The 15,420-nt window shown below is 68.3% G+C and carries 19 protein-coding genes; 13 read left to right on the top strand and 6 right to left on the bottom strand.

Features of this window, described 5'->3' with window-relative positions; genetic code table 11:
- Positions 1 to 263: 263 nt before the first annotated feature.
- Genes hda through AC5P8R_RS10345 form a run of 3 tightly spaced genes read right to left on the bottom strand, consistent with a single transcriptional unit; the run spans position 264 to position 3,276 of the window.
- Complete coding sequence (hda, locus tag AC5P8R_RS10355) at positions 264 to 971, bottom strand: DnaA regulatory inactivator Hda (protein WP_495223357.1); 708 nt, start codon at positions 969 to 971, stop codon at positions 264 to 266.
- Positions 971 to 2,140, bottom strand: coding sequence for an AI-2E family transporter (locus tag AC5P8R_RS10350; RefSeq protein WP_495223356.1), 1,170 nt, complete (start codon positions 2,138 to 2,140; stop codon positions 971 to 973). The genes hda and AC5P8R_RS10350 overlap by 1 nt, the downstream gene beginning before the upstream one ends.
- Positions 2,137 to 3,276: a DUF2066 domain-containing protein gene (locus AC5P8R_RS10345; protein WP_014646245.1), complete on the bottom strand. Its 1,140-nt coding sequence runs from the start codon at positions 3,274 to 3,276 to the stop codon at positions 2,137 to 2,139. Before AC5P8R_RS10345 ends, AC5P8R_RS10350 begins: the two co-directional genes overlap by 4 nt.
- Before the next feature lie 99 nt (positions 3,277 to 3,375).
- Here AC5P8R_RS10345 and purM point away from each other — a divergent pair, with 99 nt between their 5' ends.
- The 7 genes from purM (at position 3,376) to AC5P8R_RS10310 (ending at position 8,305) form a co-directional block, all read left to right on the top strand.
- Positions 3,376 to 4,434, top strand: coding sequence for a phosphoribosylformylglycinamidine cyclo-ligase (purM, locus tag AC5P8R_RS10340; RefSeq protein ID WP_014646244.1), 1,059 nt, complete (start codon positions 3,376 to 3,378; stop codon positions 4,432 to 4,434).
- A 21-nt stretch (positions 4,435 to 4,455) separates the two neighbouring features.
- A complete protein-coding gene (locus tag AC5P8R_RS10335; RefSeq protein WP_032957615.1) occupies positions 4,456 to 4,944 on the top strand; it encodes a hypothetical protein in 489 nt (162 codons plus the stop codon).
- On the top strand, positions 4,941 to 5,363 hold the full coding sequence (locus tag AC5P8R_RS10330) for a hypothetical protein (protein ID WP_014646242.1): 423 nt from the start codon (positions 4,941 to 4,943) through the stop codon (positions 5,361 to 5,363). Before AC5P8R_RS10335 ends, AC5P8R_RS10330 begins: the two co-directional genes overlap by 4 nt.
- Positions 5,364 to 5,404: 41 nt before the next feature.
- The gene (locus AC5P8R_RS10325; protein WP_014646241.1) at positions 5,405 to 6,067 is read left to right on the top strand and encodes a DUF2238 domain-containing protein; all 663 of its coding nucleotides are present in this window, start codon (positions 5,405 to 5,407) and stop codon (positions 6,065 to 6,067) included.
- The gene (gene purN, locus AC5P8R_RS10320) at positions 6,064 to 6,723 is read left to right on the top strand and encodes a phosphoribosylglycinamide formyltransferase (protein ID WP_014646240.1); all 660 of its coding nucleotides are present in this window, start codon (positions 6,064 to 6,066) and stop codon (positions 6,721 to 6,723) included. Before AC5P8R_RS10325 ends, purN begins: the two co-directional genes overlap by 4 nt.
- Positions 6,724 to 6,791: 68 nt before the next feature.
- Positions 6,792 to 7,619 (top strand): DUF3108 domain-containing protein, encoded by an 828-nt coding sequence (locus AC5P8R_RS10315; protein WP_049405384.1) that lies wholly within the window; start codon positions 6,792 to 6,794, stop codon positions 7,617 to 7,619.
- Between the two features lie 2 nt (positions 7,620 to 7,621).
- Complete coding sequence (locus tag AC5P8R_RS10310; RefSeq protein ID WP_014036249.1) at positions 7,622 to 8,305, top strand: DUF3108 domain-containing protein; 684 nt, start codon at positions 7,622 to 7,624, stop codon at positions 8,303 to 8,305.
- A 139-nt stretch (positions 8,306 to 8,444) separates the two neighbouring features.
- Here the strand turns inward: AC5P8R_RS10310 and AC5P8R_RS10305 are convergent, their stop codons facing one another.
- The 3 genes from AC5P8R_RS10305 to AC5P8R_RS10295 are packed head-to-tail and all read right to left on the bottom strand — an operon-like array spanning position 8,445 to position 10,282.
- Complete coding sequence (locus tag AC5P8R_RS10305) at positions 8,445 to 8,762, bottom strand: hypothetical protein (RefSeq protein ID WP_014646238.1); 318 nt, start codon at positions 8,760 to 8,762, stop codon at positions 8,445 to 8,447.
- Positions 8,759 to 10,030 (bottom strand): UDP-N-acetylglucosamine 1-carboxyvinyltransferase, encoded by a 1,272-nt coding sequence (murA, locus tag AC5P8R_RS10300; protein ID WP_014646237.1) that lies wholly within the window; start codon positions 10,028 to 10,030, stop codon positions 8,759 to 8,761. Before murA ends, AC5P8R_RS10305 begins: the two co-directional genes overlap by 4 nt.
- A 21-nt stretch (positions 10,031 to 10,051) precedes the next feature.
- Complete coding sequence (locus AC5P8R_RS10295; protein ID WP_005408396.1) at positions 10,052 to 10,282, bottom strand: BolA family protein; 231 nt, start codon at positions 10,280 to 10,282, stop codon at positions 10,052 to 10,054.
- Positions 10,283 to 10,336: 54 nt separating this feature from the next.
- Between AC5P8R_RS10295 and AC5P8R_RS10290 the strand changes: the two genes are divergently transcribed.
- The 6 genes from AC5P8R_RS10290 to AC5P8R_RS10265 all read left to right on the top strand — a co-directional run bounded on the left by AC5P8R_RS10290 (position 10,337) and on the right by AC5P8R_RS10265 (position 15,375).
- Positions 10,337 to 11,338, top strand: coding sequence for a KpsF/GutQ family sugar-phosphate isomerase (locus AC5P8R_RS10290; RefSeq protein WP_014646236.1), 1,002 nt, complete (start codon positions 10,337 to 10,339; stop codon positions 11,336 to 11,338).
- Between the two features lie 67 nt (positions 11,339 to 11,405).
- Entirely contained in the window at positions 11,406 to 11,954 is a 549-nt protein-coding gene (locus AC5P8R_RS10285) for a KdsC family phosphatase (RefSeq protein WP_014036245.1), read from the top strand.
- Complete coding sequence (gene lptC / locus AC5P8R_RS10280; RefSeq protein WP_014646235.1) at positions 11,951 to 12,526, top strand: LPS export ABC transporter periplasmic protein LptC; 576 nt, start codon at positions 11,951 to 11,953, stop codon at positions 12,524 to 12,526. The genes AC5P8R_RS10285 and lptC overlap by 4 nt, the downstream gene beginning before the upstream one ends.
- 101 nt (positions 12,527 to 12,627) lie before the next feature.
- Positions 12,628 to 13,194, top strand: a complete 567-nt coding sequence (gene lptA / locus AC5P8R_RS10275; protein ID WP_032959333.1) for a lipopolysaccharide transport periplasmic protein LptA — start codon at positions 12,628 to 12,630, stop codon at positions 13,192 to 13,194.
- A complete protein-coding gene (gene lptB / locus AC5P8R_RS10270) occupies positions 13,194 to 13,913 on the top strand; it encodes an LPS export ABC transporter ATP-binding protein (RefSeq protein ID WP_005415558.1) in 720 nt (239 codons plus the stop codon). Before lptA ends, lptB begins: the two co-directional genes overlap by 1 nt.
- Before the next feature lie 40 nt (positions 13,914 to 13,953).
- Entirely contained in the window at positions 13,954 to 15,375 is a 1,422-nt protein-coding gene (locus AC5P8R_RS10265; RefSeq protein WP_014646233.1) for an RNA polymerase factor sigma-54, read from the top strand.
- Positions 15,376 to 15,420: the final 45 nt, after the last annotated feature.

Raw genomic sequence — 15,420 nt, 5'->3', positions numbered from 1 at the left:
CAAGCAAGACACGTATCGACCAAGGTCGACACCCACCAACAGCAGTGCAGTACAGAGACCAGGCAGATCGCGGGAACCTGTCGAAGGCGGGGCGCTGTGGGCTTGCGGGGTGTGAGCCGCATGGATGCGGCGACCAAGCCCCCAGGGACGGGTTTACGGCGGCCCCGCAAGCCCACAGCGCCCCGCCTCCCCTCAGGAAGCCAGCTTTTGACGTTGACGTTGCTTCTGCGGGTGCAGGGCGCAGCCCTGCCGAACAACATCCCTCAGTAACGAGGCCGGCCTTCTTCCAGCACCTGGCGCAGGAACGGCACGGTGATCCGCCGCTTCGCCGCCAGCGATTCGCGGTCCAGCCAGTCCAGCAGGGTGATCAATCCACCCAGCTCACGGCCGGTGTGCGACAGCAGCCACTCGATGGCCGCTTCGTCGATGGCCAGGCCGCGTCGCAGTGCACGCTCGCGCAGCACCGCCGCCCGTCCTTCCTCATCCAGCGGCTGCAGCAGCACGCGCACGCACTGGCCCAGCCGCGAGCGCAGGTCCGGCAGCACCAGGCCCAGTTCGCCCGGCGCCTTCTGTGCCGTGTACAGCACGGTCACGCCCGCAGCGCGTGCACGGTTGTGGAAATCGAACAGCGCGATCTCATCCTCGCGGTTGCCGGCAACCTCGTCCAGGCCGTCCAGCGCCACCAGTTCGCGCGCTTCCAGCCCATCAAGCGCCGCACGGACACGGCCGGCGGCGCTGGCCAGCGGCACGTACGTCGGCAACCGTCCGGCCTGCTCGGCGCTGGAGCACATCGCCAGCGCCTGGTGGGTCTTGCCGGTTCCCGCCGCACCTTCCAGGTAGACCCAGTCGGGGCTGGCGCCAACCGCGATCGCGCGCAGCTGCGCCAGCGCGCCATCCGGCGCGCCGATGAAGGTCTCCAGGCGCTGGTCCCGCGGGTAATGCAGGGCCAGCGGCAGTTGCGGCACACCCATCACTTCAGGTCGGGGCCCTTGTCGTCCGGAACGATGATATGGGGCGCGTCGACCACGCCATCAAGCACGATCGCCGGCTTCTCGCCCACGTACAGTTCGCTCTGCCGATAGCGCTGGTGGGCATAGCGCAGCAGCACGTTGGTCACCGCCGCTACCGGCAGCGCCAGCAGCATGCCGAGGAAGCCGAACAGCTGGCCGCCGGCCATCACCGCGAAGATCACCGCCACCGGGTGCAGGCCGATCTTGTCGCCGACGATGCGCGGGGTCAGCACGTAGCTTTCCAGCAGCTGGCCCACGGTGAACACCACGCCGACCAGGATCAGCAGCTTCAGGTCGAAGCCCTGCGCCTGCACCAGCGCGGCGATCACCGCCATCAGCACGCCGGTGGTCGCGCCCAGGTACGGGATGAAGCTGATCAGGCCGGCAATCAGGCCGATCAGCAGGCCCAGCTTGAGGCCGACCAGCGACAGGCCACCGGCGTAGATCACGCCCAGCGCCAGCATCACCAGGAACTGGCCACGGATGAACGCACCCAGCACCTCGTTGGATTCACGCGCCAGCGCGCTGATGGTGCCGATCTGGTTGCGCGGAATCACCGAGGCCACCCGCTCGACCAGCTTGTCCCAGTCGCGCAGGAAGTAGAACGCCAGGATCGGCAGCAGCAGGATGTTGACCACCCAGGTCACCATCGCAAAGCCCGAACGCGAGACGTAGCCCATGAACGTGGTGGCGAAGCCGCCGGCCTGCTGCCAATGGCTGCGCACCCATTCGATCAGGCGGTCCGGATCCAGCCACTGCATCACTTCCAGGCCGGTCTTGTGCTCGAACCAGGGGATGCCGGTCTGCATCAGCCACGCCTGCGCCTGCGGCGCGGCCGCGATCAGGGTGGTGATCTGGCGCTCGATCATCGGCACCAGCACCAGCAGCAGTGCCACGATCGCCAGCACCATCGCTGCGAACACCAGCACCACGCCGGTCATGCGCGAGCGGCCGGTGGCCTCGATGCGGTCCACCAGGGGGTCACCCAGCCAGGCCAGCGCCAGTGCCAGCACGAACGGGGTCAGGATCGGCGCCAGCAGCCACACCACCCAGCCGATCAGGCCGGCGAACAGGATGTACTTCAGCCGGCGCAGGAACTGCGCGATTTCAGCTTCCGGGCTCAGGATCATCGCAGGCGGTACTCGTTGCTGACCGGCGCGGCCACCGGGGCACCGGTGGTGTCATCGATCGGGGTCGGCAGGGCCGGCAGCGGCGCGCTTGGCACCAGCACGCCATTGTCGCCAAGCATGCGGTTGAAGCCGGCCAGGCCGGTGGTCATCTCCACGCTCAGCTCCAGTTGGCCGGCCGAGGCGTGCAGCGGGGTGACGCTGCGCACCACCGGCACCTCGCGCAGGCCAGCGGCCAGCCGCAGGTAGTCATCGGCGCTGTTGATGCCGGTCACCACCAGGCGGTAGGTGCCGGCCTGGCCGACGGCCACGCCGGCCTTGGCATAGCGCTTGACCAGCGCATCGGCGGCACCGTCGGCACCGGCGGCCATCGCGCGCATGGCGTTGGCGTCCTTGCTGGTCCACTTGTTCAGTTCGCGGCCGTTGTCGACGAACACCCAGTCCGCCTGCCAGCCACCGTTGGCGCGGTAAAGCTTGCCGATCAGCTGCATCGGCGGCGAGTAGCGCGAGGAGGCACGGGCCACGGCGGCGCTGTCCTGGCGCCAGATGGCACCGGCCAGGGCCTGTTCGGCAGCACCGCCGCTGGGCAGGCCCAGCTTGTAACCCCGCTCGATGGCGCGGTTCAGCAGCGGGCGGGCGGCATTGGCCTGCTGCACGCTGACCAGGCGCGGGCCACTGCCGTCGTCGACGGCCAGCCACAGCACCGGCTTCGGTCGCGGCTGCGGCCACAGCGGCAGGCCCAGCGCCGAGACCAGCGAATCGACGTCATCCTCGCGGAAGCGGGCCACCAGCAGGGTCCGGAAGCTCGGTGCGCCGCTGGCACCCACGCTCTGGTCCTGCTTGTAGTCGTAGCTGGCCACGTAGTCCTTGGCATTGCGCAGCGCCTGCACCACGCCGGGGCGTGACATCACGTTGCGGTCGCCGGACAGCTTGCCCAGCACCACGCTCAGGGCACGGGCCAGGGCACCGTTGCGATCGGCCTCGGCCTGGCTGTTGACGGGCACTTCGGCCTCGTAGGCCCCCGAAGCGGTGGCGACATCTCCCTCGGTGCGCAGGCCGCTCTGGGCCATCGTGGCCACCGGCAGGCTCAGTGCAAGGAGCAGGGTCAGAATCAGGCTGCGGCGCATCAGGACATCCATTGGCTCGACGAATCCGGGGGAATTGTTGCCCGAATACGGCCTTTGCGCCAATGCGGCCTGTTAAAATCGCTCATTCAACCCCTGCCAGCGCCGACGCCCGTGACCAACACCCCGTCTTCCGCCCCTTCCCCCCTCACCTACCGTGACGCGGGTGTCGACATCGACGCCGGCAACGCGCTGGTCGAGCGGATCAAGCCCCTGGTCAAGCGCAGCTTCCGCCCGGAAGTGATGGGCGGCCTGGGCGGCTTCGGCGCCCTGTTCGACCTGTCCAACAAGTACCGCGAGCCGGTGCTGGTGTCGGGTACCGATGGTGTGGGCACCAAGCTGAAGCTGGCCCACCAGCTGAACCGCCACGATACGATCGGCATCGACCTGGTCGCCATGTGCGTGAACGACGTGCTGGTGCAGGGTGCCGAGCCGCTTTTCTTCCTGGACTACTTCGCCACCGGCAAGCTGGACATCGACACCGCCGCAGCGGTCGTGGGCGGCATCGCCAACGGCTGCACCGAGGCCGGCTGCGCGCTGATCGGCGGCGAAACCGCTGAGATGCCCGACATGTATGCCCCGGGCGAGTACGACCTGGCCGGCTTCACGGTCGCCGCGGTCGAGAAGAGCGAGCTGAAGGACGGCGCCAGCGTGGCCGCCGGCGACGTGCTGATCGGCATCGCCTCGTCCGGCCCGCACTCCAACGGCTACTCGCTGGTGCGCCGCATCTACGACCGCGCCGGCCGCCCGGCCGACCTGGAGCTGGAGGGCGGCGTGAAGCTGGTCGACGCGCTGATGGCACCGACCCGCCTGTACGTGAAGCCGATCCTGGCACTGCTGAAGTCGCACGGCGAGGCCATCCACGGCATGGCCCACATCACCGGTGGCGGCCTGACCGAGAACATCATCCGCGTGGTGCCCGACGGCCTCGGCCTGGACATCCAGGCATCGTCCTGGACCCTGCCGCCGGTGTTCCAGTGGCTGCAGAAGGAAGGCGCCGTGGCCGACAGCGAGATGTGGCGCACCTTCAACTGCGGCATCGGCTTCGTGCTGATCGTGGCAGCCGACCAGGTCGCCGCCGTGTCCGAGGCGGTCAAGGCGCAGGGCCTGGACCACTGGACCATCGGCCAGGTGGTCACTGCTGAAGGCGCCGAGCGCGTCCACATCGGCTGAACCCGGCCCCGAGGAGCCCGCATGGACGCAATGCCCCCGCTGCCCCCTACCCCCGTGCCGCCGCCAACGACGGCGGTACCGGCGTTCAGCCCCCAGGACGCCGACCACCTGCGCATGCTGTCAATCGCGCACTACGTGGTCGGCGGCCTGATCGCGCTGTTCTCGCTGATCTTCATCGTCCACATCGTGCTCGGCGTCACCGCGCTCACCGGCAACCTGCCGATGAACTCCGGCGGCCAGCCCTCGTCGCCGGCCGAACAGCGCGTGTTCGGCTGGATGTTCGTCGTGATCGGCTGTGTCATCGTGTTCGGTGGCGTCACCCTGGGCGCGTTCGTGGCCTACGCCGGCCGTTGCCTGGCCCGCCGCCGCCGCTACCTGCTGTGCCTGATCGTGGCCGGGCTGGCCTGTCTGTTCACGCCGATCGGTACCGTGCTGGGAGTACTCAGCCTGATCACGCTGCTGCGTCCGCAGGTCAAGGCCGCGTTCGACACAGCGGGCACGGCGGCATGACGAGCCCGGGCGCACCGCCGCCGCTGCCGCAGCAGACCCTGGCGCACCTTCAGCTGGGCAGCCACCTGCAGACGCTGAAGGTGCTGTTCTACGCGCTGGCGGTTTTCCACTGGATGGCCGCGCTGGCCTTCCTCGGTTTCATCGGCCTGGTTGCCAGCTCGCGCGGGCTGGACGATGGCGCGGTACTGGCCACCGTGTACGGCGTCGTTTCAGCGCTGGCTGCCGCGCTGGGCTTCGTGCAGCTGCACACCGCGCGCCTGCTGTCGCGCCGCACCGGGCTGGCCTGGTGCCAGCGCGCGGCCTGGCTGGCGGTGCTGGCCGGCCCGCTGGGCATGGCCCTGACCGCCTATGCCTGGGTGTTCCTGTCCAAGCCTGACATGGCCGCCCTGTTCGACCGCGGCGACCATCTCCGCGTCTGAACTTGCCGGCAGACGCCCCGCCCTTTCCTGATCGACTTCCCATGTCCGCGCCTGCCCTCCCCACGACCGCTTCACCCAGCGCCTTCCGTTTCTCGCGCCCCAAGAAGCTGGCCTTCGCTGCCGTGCTGGCGGTATTCGCGGTCAGCTGGATCCAGCCGCTGTGGCCCACCGAGCAGGCGCTGCACAGCACGCTGACCGTGATCGGCCTGGGCGCCCTGCTGTGGGTCGACCGCCGGGGTGGCTGGCTGGGCAACGGTGCCTTCATCGCGATCTGCGGCTTCATCGCGCTGCACTGTGTGGCCGCCCGCTGGCTGTACTCGAACGTTCCCTACGACGCGTGGACGCAGGCGCTGATCGGCTGGTCGCCGAATGCGGCGTTCGGCTGGCAGCGCAATCATTTCGACCGCCTCATCCACTTCCTGTTCGGCGTCTGTTTCACGCCGGCACTGCTGCAGCTGGCACGTCACGCCTGGCCGGCGCTGCGCCGCGGCCAGGCCTTCGCCCTGGCGGTGATGACGGTGATGTGCGCCAGCCTGGTCTACGAGTGGTTCGAATGGGCCATCGCGCTCGCCCTGTCGCCGGACGCCGCCGAGGCCTACAACGGGCAGCAGGGCGACATGTGGGACGCCCATGCCGACATGCTGATGGCCACCGTGGGCAGCCTGCTGACCTGGCCGCTGATCCGCCGGAGTACCCCGCAATGACCGCGCCCACCCGCATTGCCGTGCTTGCCTCCGGCCGCGGCAGCAACCTGCAGGCCATCCTCGATGCCATCGCTGCGGGACGCCTGCGCGCCGAGGTCGTCGGCGTATTTTCCGACCGCCCGGCCGCCGCCGCGCTGCAGCGGGTCAGCGCCAACCTGCGCTGGGCGCATGCGCCGAAGGAATTCCAGGACCGCGCCGCCTACGAGCAGGCACTGGGCGACGCACTGGCCGCGGTCGCACCGGACTGGATCGTCTGCGCCGGCTACATGCGCATACTCGGCGCCGCCTTCGTGCAGCGCTTCAATGGCCGCCTGGTCAACATCCACCCGTCACTGCTGCCGCTGCACAAGGGGCTGGACACGCATGCGCGGGCACTGGATGCAGGCGATGCCGAGCACGGTGCCAGCGTGCACCTGGTGGTACCCGAGCTGGACGCCGGCGCCGTGCTGGCCCAGGTGCGGGTACCGGTGCTGCCCGGCGATGACGCCGACACCCTGGCCGCGCGTGTGCTGGCGGTGGAGCATCCCCTGCTGATCGCCACGCTGCAGCTGCTGTGCGCCGGCCGCCTGACTGAACGGGAGGGCCAGCCGCAACTGGACGGTCACCCCCTGTTTAGCCCGCTGGCCCTAGATTCCGCCGGGAACCTGAACCGGTAACGCCCACGCACACGCCCCGCTGACTGCGGGGCTGGCATCCTGCCCACCTCCTGCGGCTCCTCTCTTCCATGAAGACCACGACCCTGCTGTCCACTTCACTGCTGCTGTCGCTTGTCGTGCTTCCCGGCGTGGGTTGGGGCCAGGCGCAGGCGCCTGCCGCCTCGCCGGCTCCGGCGCCGGTGCCAGCGGTGCAACCGCCGGCCGAAGCGGCGGCCCCGGCCCTGCCGGCCTTGGCGTGGGAACCGCCGCCGCTGCAGCCGTTCAGCGCCACCTACCAGGCCTTCTACAAAGGCAAGGAGGCCGGCGACGCCAGCATGCAGGTCACCCATACCGGCGGCAACCAGTGGCGGGTCGACATGCAGGTGGTCGGCCGCCGCGGCTTTGCCAGCGTGCTGGGCCTGAACATCGAGCAGAGCACGGTGTTCGAGGAGCGCGCCGGCGCCTATGCACCGCTGAGCCAGAGCACGGTGCGCAAGGGCCTGTTCCTGGGCAAGAAGGCGGTCGGCACGTACAACTGGCAGGCCGGTACCGCGCAGTGGACCGGCGACGTCGAGAAGAAGCGTGCGCAGCCGATTCCGCTGCAGCCGGGCGACCAGAGCGCCCTGCTGATCAACCTGGCGATCATGCGGGATGCCCGTCCGGGTGCCACCATGCACTACCGCTACGTGGACATGGGCAAGGTCCGCCAGCACGACTACCAGGCCGCGCCGCAGACCGAGAACGTCGAGGTCGGCGACCTGTCCTACAACGCGCTGCGGGTCTACCGGACCAACGGCGGCAACAACGAAACCATCCTCTGGATCGCCAACGGTGTCCCCACCCCGGTGCGCATCCTGCAACGCGAAGACGGCGAAGACCGCGTCGATCTGCGCCTGATCGAATACCAAGGAGTCTGAGCATGAGCACCCTGACCCGCCCCCTCACCTGGATCGCTGCAGCCGCGCTGTCGGTGGCCAGCCTGCCGGCCATGGCCCTGCAGCCGTTCAAGGCCGATTACCTGGCCAGCTACATGGGCATGCAGGCCAATGGCAGCATGACGCTGAGCAGCGAGGGTGCCAACAAGTGGCGCTACACGCTGCAGGTGAAGAACCAGCTGGCCGACCTGAGCCAGAGTACCGTGTTCGAAGAAGTGCGCGGCCAGCTGCGCCCGCTCAGCAGCCAGGACCGTTCGGCGCTGCTGGTGAAGAAGCGCAACGTGCAGGCCAACTACAACTGGACCAGCAACCAGGCCACCTGGACCGGCGACATCAAGCCGGACCGCGCTGGACCTATCGCACTGAAATCCGGTGACATGGACGCGCTGCTGATCAACCTGGCGATCGCCCGTGACCTCGCCGCCGGCAAGCCGCTGACCTATCGCATGGTCGACGAAGGCCGCATCAAGAACATGACCTACCGCGTCATCGGCAAGGAGTCGATCACCGTGGGCGGCAAGAGCTACGAAGCGACCAAGGTCTCGCGTGCCGACGGCAACAAGGAGCTGATCGCCTGGATCGTGCCGGAGTTCCCGGTGCCGGCGCGCATGCTGCAGCGGGAGAACGACCGCGATGCACTGGACCTGACCATCAAGGCGATGAACTGAGTGCCGGGGTCGGATCCCATCCCCTCGGGGATGGGCTCTGACCCCGGTTGTGTGGCTGGGGTCGGAGCCCTTTCCGATGGAAAGGGGTCCGACCCCGGGCCCCGCGAAAAGAAAACGCCCGCTTTCGCGGGCGTTTTTCTTACTTCTTTTCTTCGGCCGCCGCCGGCTTGAACTCGGTACGGCAGTCCACGCGGATCTGCTCGCCGGTGCTGCGCCAGACGAAGGCGCGGCAATGGCGGTTGCCGTCCTGGCTGTCATTCACCGCAACCGCATAGAACGACTCGATGATCTCGTCGCGCGAGACCGTGCCATCGCCATTCCAGTCCATGTCCTTCTGCTCGATGCCCTGGGTGATGGCGATGTTGGCGTACCAGGCGTAGCCCAGCCACGCCAGCACGATCAGCACCAGCGCCAGCAGCGCCTTGCGACGCGGGCTGAACTTGCCGCGCAGGATCATGGCACGCGCCGGATGGTGGCACCGAGCGAAGACAGCTTCTCTTCGATGTTCTCGTAGCCACGGTCAAGGTGGTAGATGCGGTCGATGGTGGTCTCGCCGCTGGCCATCAGGCCGGCCAGGATCAGCGAGGCCGAGGCACGCAGGTCGGTGGCCATCACCGGTGCGCCACTCAGGTGCTCGCTGCCCCGCACGATGGCGGTGTGGCCTTCGACCTGGATGTCCGCGCCCAGGCGCAGCAACTCGTTGACGTGCATGAAACGGTTTTCGAAGATCGTTTCGTTGATCACGCCGACGCCGTCGGCCACGCAGTTGAGCGCCATGAACTGCGCCTGCATGTCGGTCGGGAACGCCGGGTACGGCGCGGTGGTCAGGTTGACCGCCTTCGGCCGCTTGCCCTGCATGTCCAGGGTGATGGTGTCGTCGGTGGTCTCGATCTTCGCACCGGCTTCGACCAGCTTGGACAGCACCGCGTCCATGGTGTTCGGGCGCGCACGGTTGACCGTGACCTTGCCGCCGGTCATCGCCGCAGCCACCAGGAAGGTGCCGGTCTCGATGCGGTCGGGCAGCACTTCATGGCGGCCGCCGGACAGGCGCTCGACGCCTTCGATGACCAGGCGGGCAGTGCCCAGGCCTTCGATCTTCGCGCCCAGCGCGATCAGGCAATGCGCCAGATCGGTCACTTCCGGTTCCATCGCACAGTTGTCGAGGATGGTGGTGCCTTCGGCCAGCACCGCGCCCATCAGCACGTTCTCGGTGCCGGTAACGCTGACCATGTCGAAGGTGAAATGGCCGCCCTTCAGGCGCTTGGCCGTGGCCTTGATGAAGCCGTTCTCGACCACGATCTCGGCGCCCAGCGCCTGCAGGCCCTTGATGTGCTGGTCGACCGGACGCGAGCCGATCGCGCAGCCGCCGGGCAGCGACACTTCCGCCGCGCCGAAGCGGGCCAGCAGCGGGCCCAGCACCAGGATCGAGGCGCGCATGGTCTTGACCAGCTCGTACGGGGCGACATGCTGGTTGACCGGACGCGGGTCGACCACGATCGCACTGCCGCGCGACAGCGTGCCCTGGTCGATGGTGACCTTGGCACCCAGTTCACCCAGCAGCTTCACCGTGGTGACCACATCGTGCAGGTGCGGCACGTTGGTGATCTCCACCGGCGCATCGGCCAGCAGGGTCGCGCAGAGAATGGGGAGGACGGCGTTCTTGGCGCCGGAGATGCTCACTTCACCGTGCAGCGCAGCGCCGCCGGTCACAACGATCTTGGCCATGTATTCGGGATCTTCTGCGGTTCAGCCGGCTTCGGCCGGGGTCACGGTTTTCAGCGCCAGCGCGTGGATCGCGCCGCCCATCAGGTCGCCCAGGGTGGCATAGACCATCCGGTGGCGGGCCAGCGGCATCTTGCCGGCAAAGGCCTCGCAGACCACGGTCGCTTCGAAATGCACGCCATCGTCGCCCTGCACGTCGGCGCGGGCGCCGGGCAGGCCGGTTTCGATCAGGTTGCGGATGGTGTCGGCGTCCAACGGGCTTTCCTAATAAAATGTGCCTCCATTCTACTTCCGCTGCGTGGCATCCGCATGGCCGAATCCCTGTTGCCCCCCCGTTCCGTCGACCCTGCCGGCCTGGTCGCCAGCGGCCGCCGCGTCTTCGAGATCGAGCGGCAGGCGCTGGATGCCGTGGCCGACCGCCTCGGCGAGGCCTTCCAGCAGGCTTGCCAGGCGATCCTGGCCAGCCGCGGCCGGGTGGTCGCCACCGGCATGGGCAAGTCCGGGCACATCGCCCGCAAGATCGCCGCTACGCTGGCCTCCACCGGCACTCCCGCGTTCTACGTGCATCCGGGCGAAGCCGGCCATGGTGACCTGGGCATGATCACCGAGGCCGACGTGGTGCTGGCCCTGTCCTATTCGGGCGAATCGGACGAAGTGCTGATGCTGCTGCCGGTGCTCAAGCGCCAGGGCAACGTGCTGATTTCCATGACCGGCCGCCCGCAGTCCAGCCTGGCCACCGCCGCCGATATCCACCTGGACGTCAGCGTGCCGGCCGAGGCCTGCCCGCTGGCGCTGGCGCCGACCTCCAGCACCACCGCCTCGCTGGCGATGGGCGATGCGCTGGCCGTGGCCCTGCTCGACGCACGCGGCTTCACCGCCGACGATTTCGCCCGCTCGCACCCGGCCGGCAGCCTCGGCCGCCGCCTGCTGCTGCATATCACCGACGTCATGCACACCGGGGAGGACCTGCCCAGCGTGGGGGCCGACGCCAGCCTCAGCGAGGCGCTGGTCGAAATGAGCCGCAAGCGGCTGGGCATGACCGCCGTGGTCGATGCCGACGGTGTGCTGATCGGCCTGTTCACCGACGGTGACCTGCGCCGGGCGCTGGACAGCGCGCTGGACGTGCGCACCGCGAAGATCGCCGATGTGATGACCCGCAACCCACGTACCATCGGCGCCGACCAGCTGGCGGTGGAGGCTGCCCGGCTGATGGAGACCCACAAGATCACGGGCCTGATCGTGGTCGACGACCAGGGCCGGGCGGTCGGTGCCCTGAACATTCATGACCTGTTGCGGGCCCGGGTGGTTTAACCGACAGTCCGTAGACCCCATTCAGTCTGTACCGTCCCAACCCGAATCCACCGAGCCTGCCACCCTGATGCCCTGGTCCCCCCTGCCCGCCTTCCCCGCCCACCTGCATGCCGCCGCGGCCCGCGTCCGCCTGGCCTGCTTCGACGTGGACGGCACCCTCACCGACGGTCGGCTGTACTACGACAAGGACGGCAACGAGAGCAAGGCGTACTTCGTGCAGGATGGCCTGGGCCTGAAACTGCTGCAGCAGCACGGCATCCACCCCGTGCTGATCACCGCGCGCAACAGCCAGTCCGCGCTCAGGCGCGGCGCCGACCTCGGCATCGATACCCAGATCGCCGTGGGCGACAAGCTGGCCAGCGTGCAGGCGCTGTGTGCGCAGCACGGCATCGGCCTGGAGCAGGTGGCCTTCATGGGCGACGACCTGCCTGACCTGGCACCGCTGGGCGCGGTCGGCCTGGCGGTGGCGCCGGCCAACGCCCACCCGTGGATCGCCGAGCGCGTGCATTGGCAGACCCGCGCCGATGGCGGACGTGGTGCAGCCCGTGAGCTGTGTGACATCCTGCTGGCCGCGCAGGGACATGTGGACGCGGTCCTGGCGAGGTTCGGCGCATGAACCTGCCGAGCCTGAACTGGCGCACCCTGCTCGGCATCGGCCTGCTGCTGGCGGCCCTGCTCAGCAGCTGGGCGGCCCTGCGCAACCGCGACAAGGGTCCGGCCACTGCCGGCCAAGATGTCGGCGTGGACTACGTCCTGCACGACTTCCAGGTCGTCGCCCTGGATGAGCACGGCAAGGAATCGACCACCCTGCGCGCACCGTTGCTGGAGCGCCAGCGTGGCGACCAGACCATCAACATCGCCACGCCGCTGTTCGAGATGCCGGACAAGGATGGCAAGCACTGGACCCTGCGTGCCGAGACGGGCTGGCTCAGCGCCAAGGGCGACCAGATGAAGCTGCGCGGCAATGTCGCCGGCGACAGCCCGGCCGATCCGGGCGTGGTGCCGACCACCTTCCGCACCGACCACCTGGACGTGTTCCCGAAGGAGAACCGTGCCCGCACCGATGCGCTGGTCACCATGACCCGCCCCGGCATGGAACAGTCCGGCGTTGGCTTCGAGGTGGATTCGAAGAACAACACGTATCATTTCCTCAGCCAGTCCAAGGGCCGTTACACGCCCCGACGCTGATTCCGCCGCCCTCCTGCGACGTCCCCGGACAGGCGCAAGGCAGGCAGCCCACCCATCCGCCCCCGGTTTCCCGGGCGGCCCCACCGGTAGAACGGACCCCGATGAAGATTCCCTTTGCAGCCGTACTCGCGCTCGGTCTCCTTGTTCCCAGCGCTGCCTTTGCCAAGTCCACCGACCGCAACGAGAACATGAACATCGACTCCGGCGCGCAGTCGGGCGTGCTCACCGGCGATGGCAAGACCGTGCTTTCGCAGGGCGTGACCGTCACCCAGGGCTCGCTGGACATCCGCTCGTCCGAAGCCGAGATCTACCTGAAGGACGGCGAGGCCGTGCGTGCGGTGTTCACCGGCAAGCAGGCCACGATGAAGCAGCAGCTCGACGATGGCACCTGGATGGACGCGGTGGCTGATCGCATCGACTACGACATCAAGACCGAGATCATCACCCTGACCGGCAACTACAAGGTCACCAGCGCGCGCGGCACCAATGCCGGCCAGCGCATGGTCTACAACACCCGTAGCGGCGAAATGAATTCCGGTGGCGATGGCAGCCGCGTGCGCACCGTCATTCCGCCGAAGAACAAGAACGCGGCGGCACAGCCGGCGGCCACGCCCAAGGCGGCGGCGCCGGCCAGCACGTCGGCCAAGCCGGCCGGGAGCAAGAAGTAATGCTCGTCGCCAAGGGCCTGCGCAAGCGCTACAAGCAGCGCGAAGTCGTGAAGGACTTCGGGCTGACCCTCGACGCCGGTGAAGTGGTGGGCCTGCTCGGCCCCAACGGTGCCGGCAAGACCACCTGCTTCTACATGATCGTCGGCCTGGTCGCCGCCGATGCCGGCAGCATCGTGCTCGACGGCAAGGACATCACCAGCGATCCGATGTACACCCGTGCCAAGCAGGGCGTGGGCTACCTGCCGCAGGAGCCGTCGGTGTTCCGCAAGCTGACGGTGGCCGACAACCTCCGCCTGGTACTGGAGCTTCGCGAAGACCTGGATTCGGCCGGCCGCGAACGCGAATTGAACAGCCTGCTCGACGAATTGCAGCTGGGCCATGTGGCCGACCAGCTCGGCGCCAGCCTGTCCGGTGGCGAACGTCGTCGCTGCGAGATCGCCCGCGCACTGGCCGCGCAGCCGCGCCTGATCCTGCTCGACGAACCGTTTGCCGGTGTCGACCCGATCTCGGTGGGTGAAATCCAGCGCATCGTCACCCATCTCAAGCAGCGTGGCATCGGCGTGCTGATCACCGACCACAACGTGCGCGAGACCTTGGGAATCTGCGACCGCGCGTATATCCTCGCCGAGGGCACCGTGCTGGCCCAGGGCTCGCCGGAGGCGATCCTGGACAACGCCGACGTACGTCGCGTCTACCTTGGGGATTCCTTCAAGCTGTGACCGCAGGCGCCGGGTCCCTTTCCTTCCGTTCGGCACAGGCATGAAGACTCGGCTGCAGACATCGTTGGGACAACAGCTGGTGCTCACGCCCCAGCTGCAGCAGGCGATCAAGCTGCTGCAGATGTCCACGACCGAGCTGGAGCTTGAAATCGCCCAGGCCGTGGAGAGCAATCCGCTGCTGGACTGGGCCGACAGCAACGACAGCAGTGCCGCCAATGAGGCCAGCGACAGCACCGATGCCGACGCGCCCGCCGAACGCACCGACAACGGCGACGACTGGGCGCCGGCCGAACTCGACTGGAGTGCCGCCGGCAGTGGTGGCAGCTTCGACGATGACGATGACACCGGCAGTGCCGCCGAGCGCGTGGCGGAAACCGAAACGCTGGCCGACCACCTGCTGTGGCAGCTGCACCTGTCGCATCTTTCCACGCATGACCGCAGCATCGGCGCTGCACTGATCGATGCGCTGGACGACGATGGTTACCTGCGCGAACCGCTGGCCACCATCGCCGAAACCCTGCTGCCGGCGGTCCATGCCGGTGAGGATGAAATCCTCGCGGTGCTGCATCGCATCCAGCGTTTCGACCCGGTCGGCGTTGCCGCGCGCACGCTCGGCGAGTGCCTGCAGCTGCAGCTGGACGTGTTGCCTGCCGACACGCCGGGGCTGGCGCTGGCGCGACAGATTGCCGCAGGCCCGCTGGAACGGCTGCCGCGCAGTGGCGTCTCCGGGCTGGCGCATGAACTGAAACAGCCACTGGACGAGGTCGAGACGGCAGTCGCGCTGCTGCGCTCGCTGGACCCGCGTCCGGGCACGCAGATCGCGCCGCTGTCGCAGGACACCTATGTGGTGCCCGACGTGGTGGTGTGGCGGCAGAACGGCATCTGGCGCGCAGCGCTGGCGGCCCATGCCGGGCCGAAGGTGGTGATCCACCGTGGCTACGAACAGCTGATCCGCCGCTGTGGCGAGGCCGACGCCGGCTACCTGCGCGGCCAGCTGCAGGAGGCGCGCTGGCTGCTGAAGGGCCTGCAGCAGCGCGGCGAAACCCTGCTGCGGGTGGTGCGCAGCCTGATCCTGCAACAGGCCGGCTTCCTCGAATTCGGCGAGCAGGCGCTGCGCCCGCTGACCCTGCGCGAGATCGCCGCCGAGCTGGGCCTGCACGAATCCACGGTGTCGCGCGCGATCGCCCGCAAGCACGTGCGCACGCCGCGCGGCACCCTGCCGCTGCGCGCCTTCTTCGCCTCGGGCATCGATACCGAAGGCGGTGGCGAGGCGTCCAGCACGGCCATCCAGGCAATGATCCGCCGCCTGATCGACGACGAGAACCCGCGCAAGCCGCTTTCTGACGCCAAGCTGGCTGACCTGCTCAAATCGTCGGGAATTCCAGTAGCGCGACGCACCGTGGCGAAGTATCGTGAAGCCATGAACATTTCCGCCTCGCACGAAAGGGTCAGAATCGCTTGACGCGCCGCCGCGCCCGGCGGAGAGGTTCATTGGCACATCCGAACA

It is taken from the genome of Stenotrophomonas sp. YJH_SMC_73 (assembly GCF_059370155.1).
The sequence above is the reverse complement of the archived record's forward strand: the minus strand, read 5'-3'. Positions and strand labels throughout refer to the sequence as shown.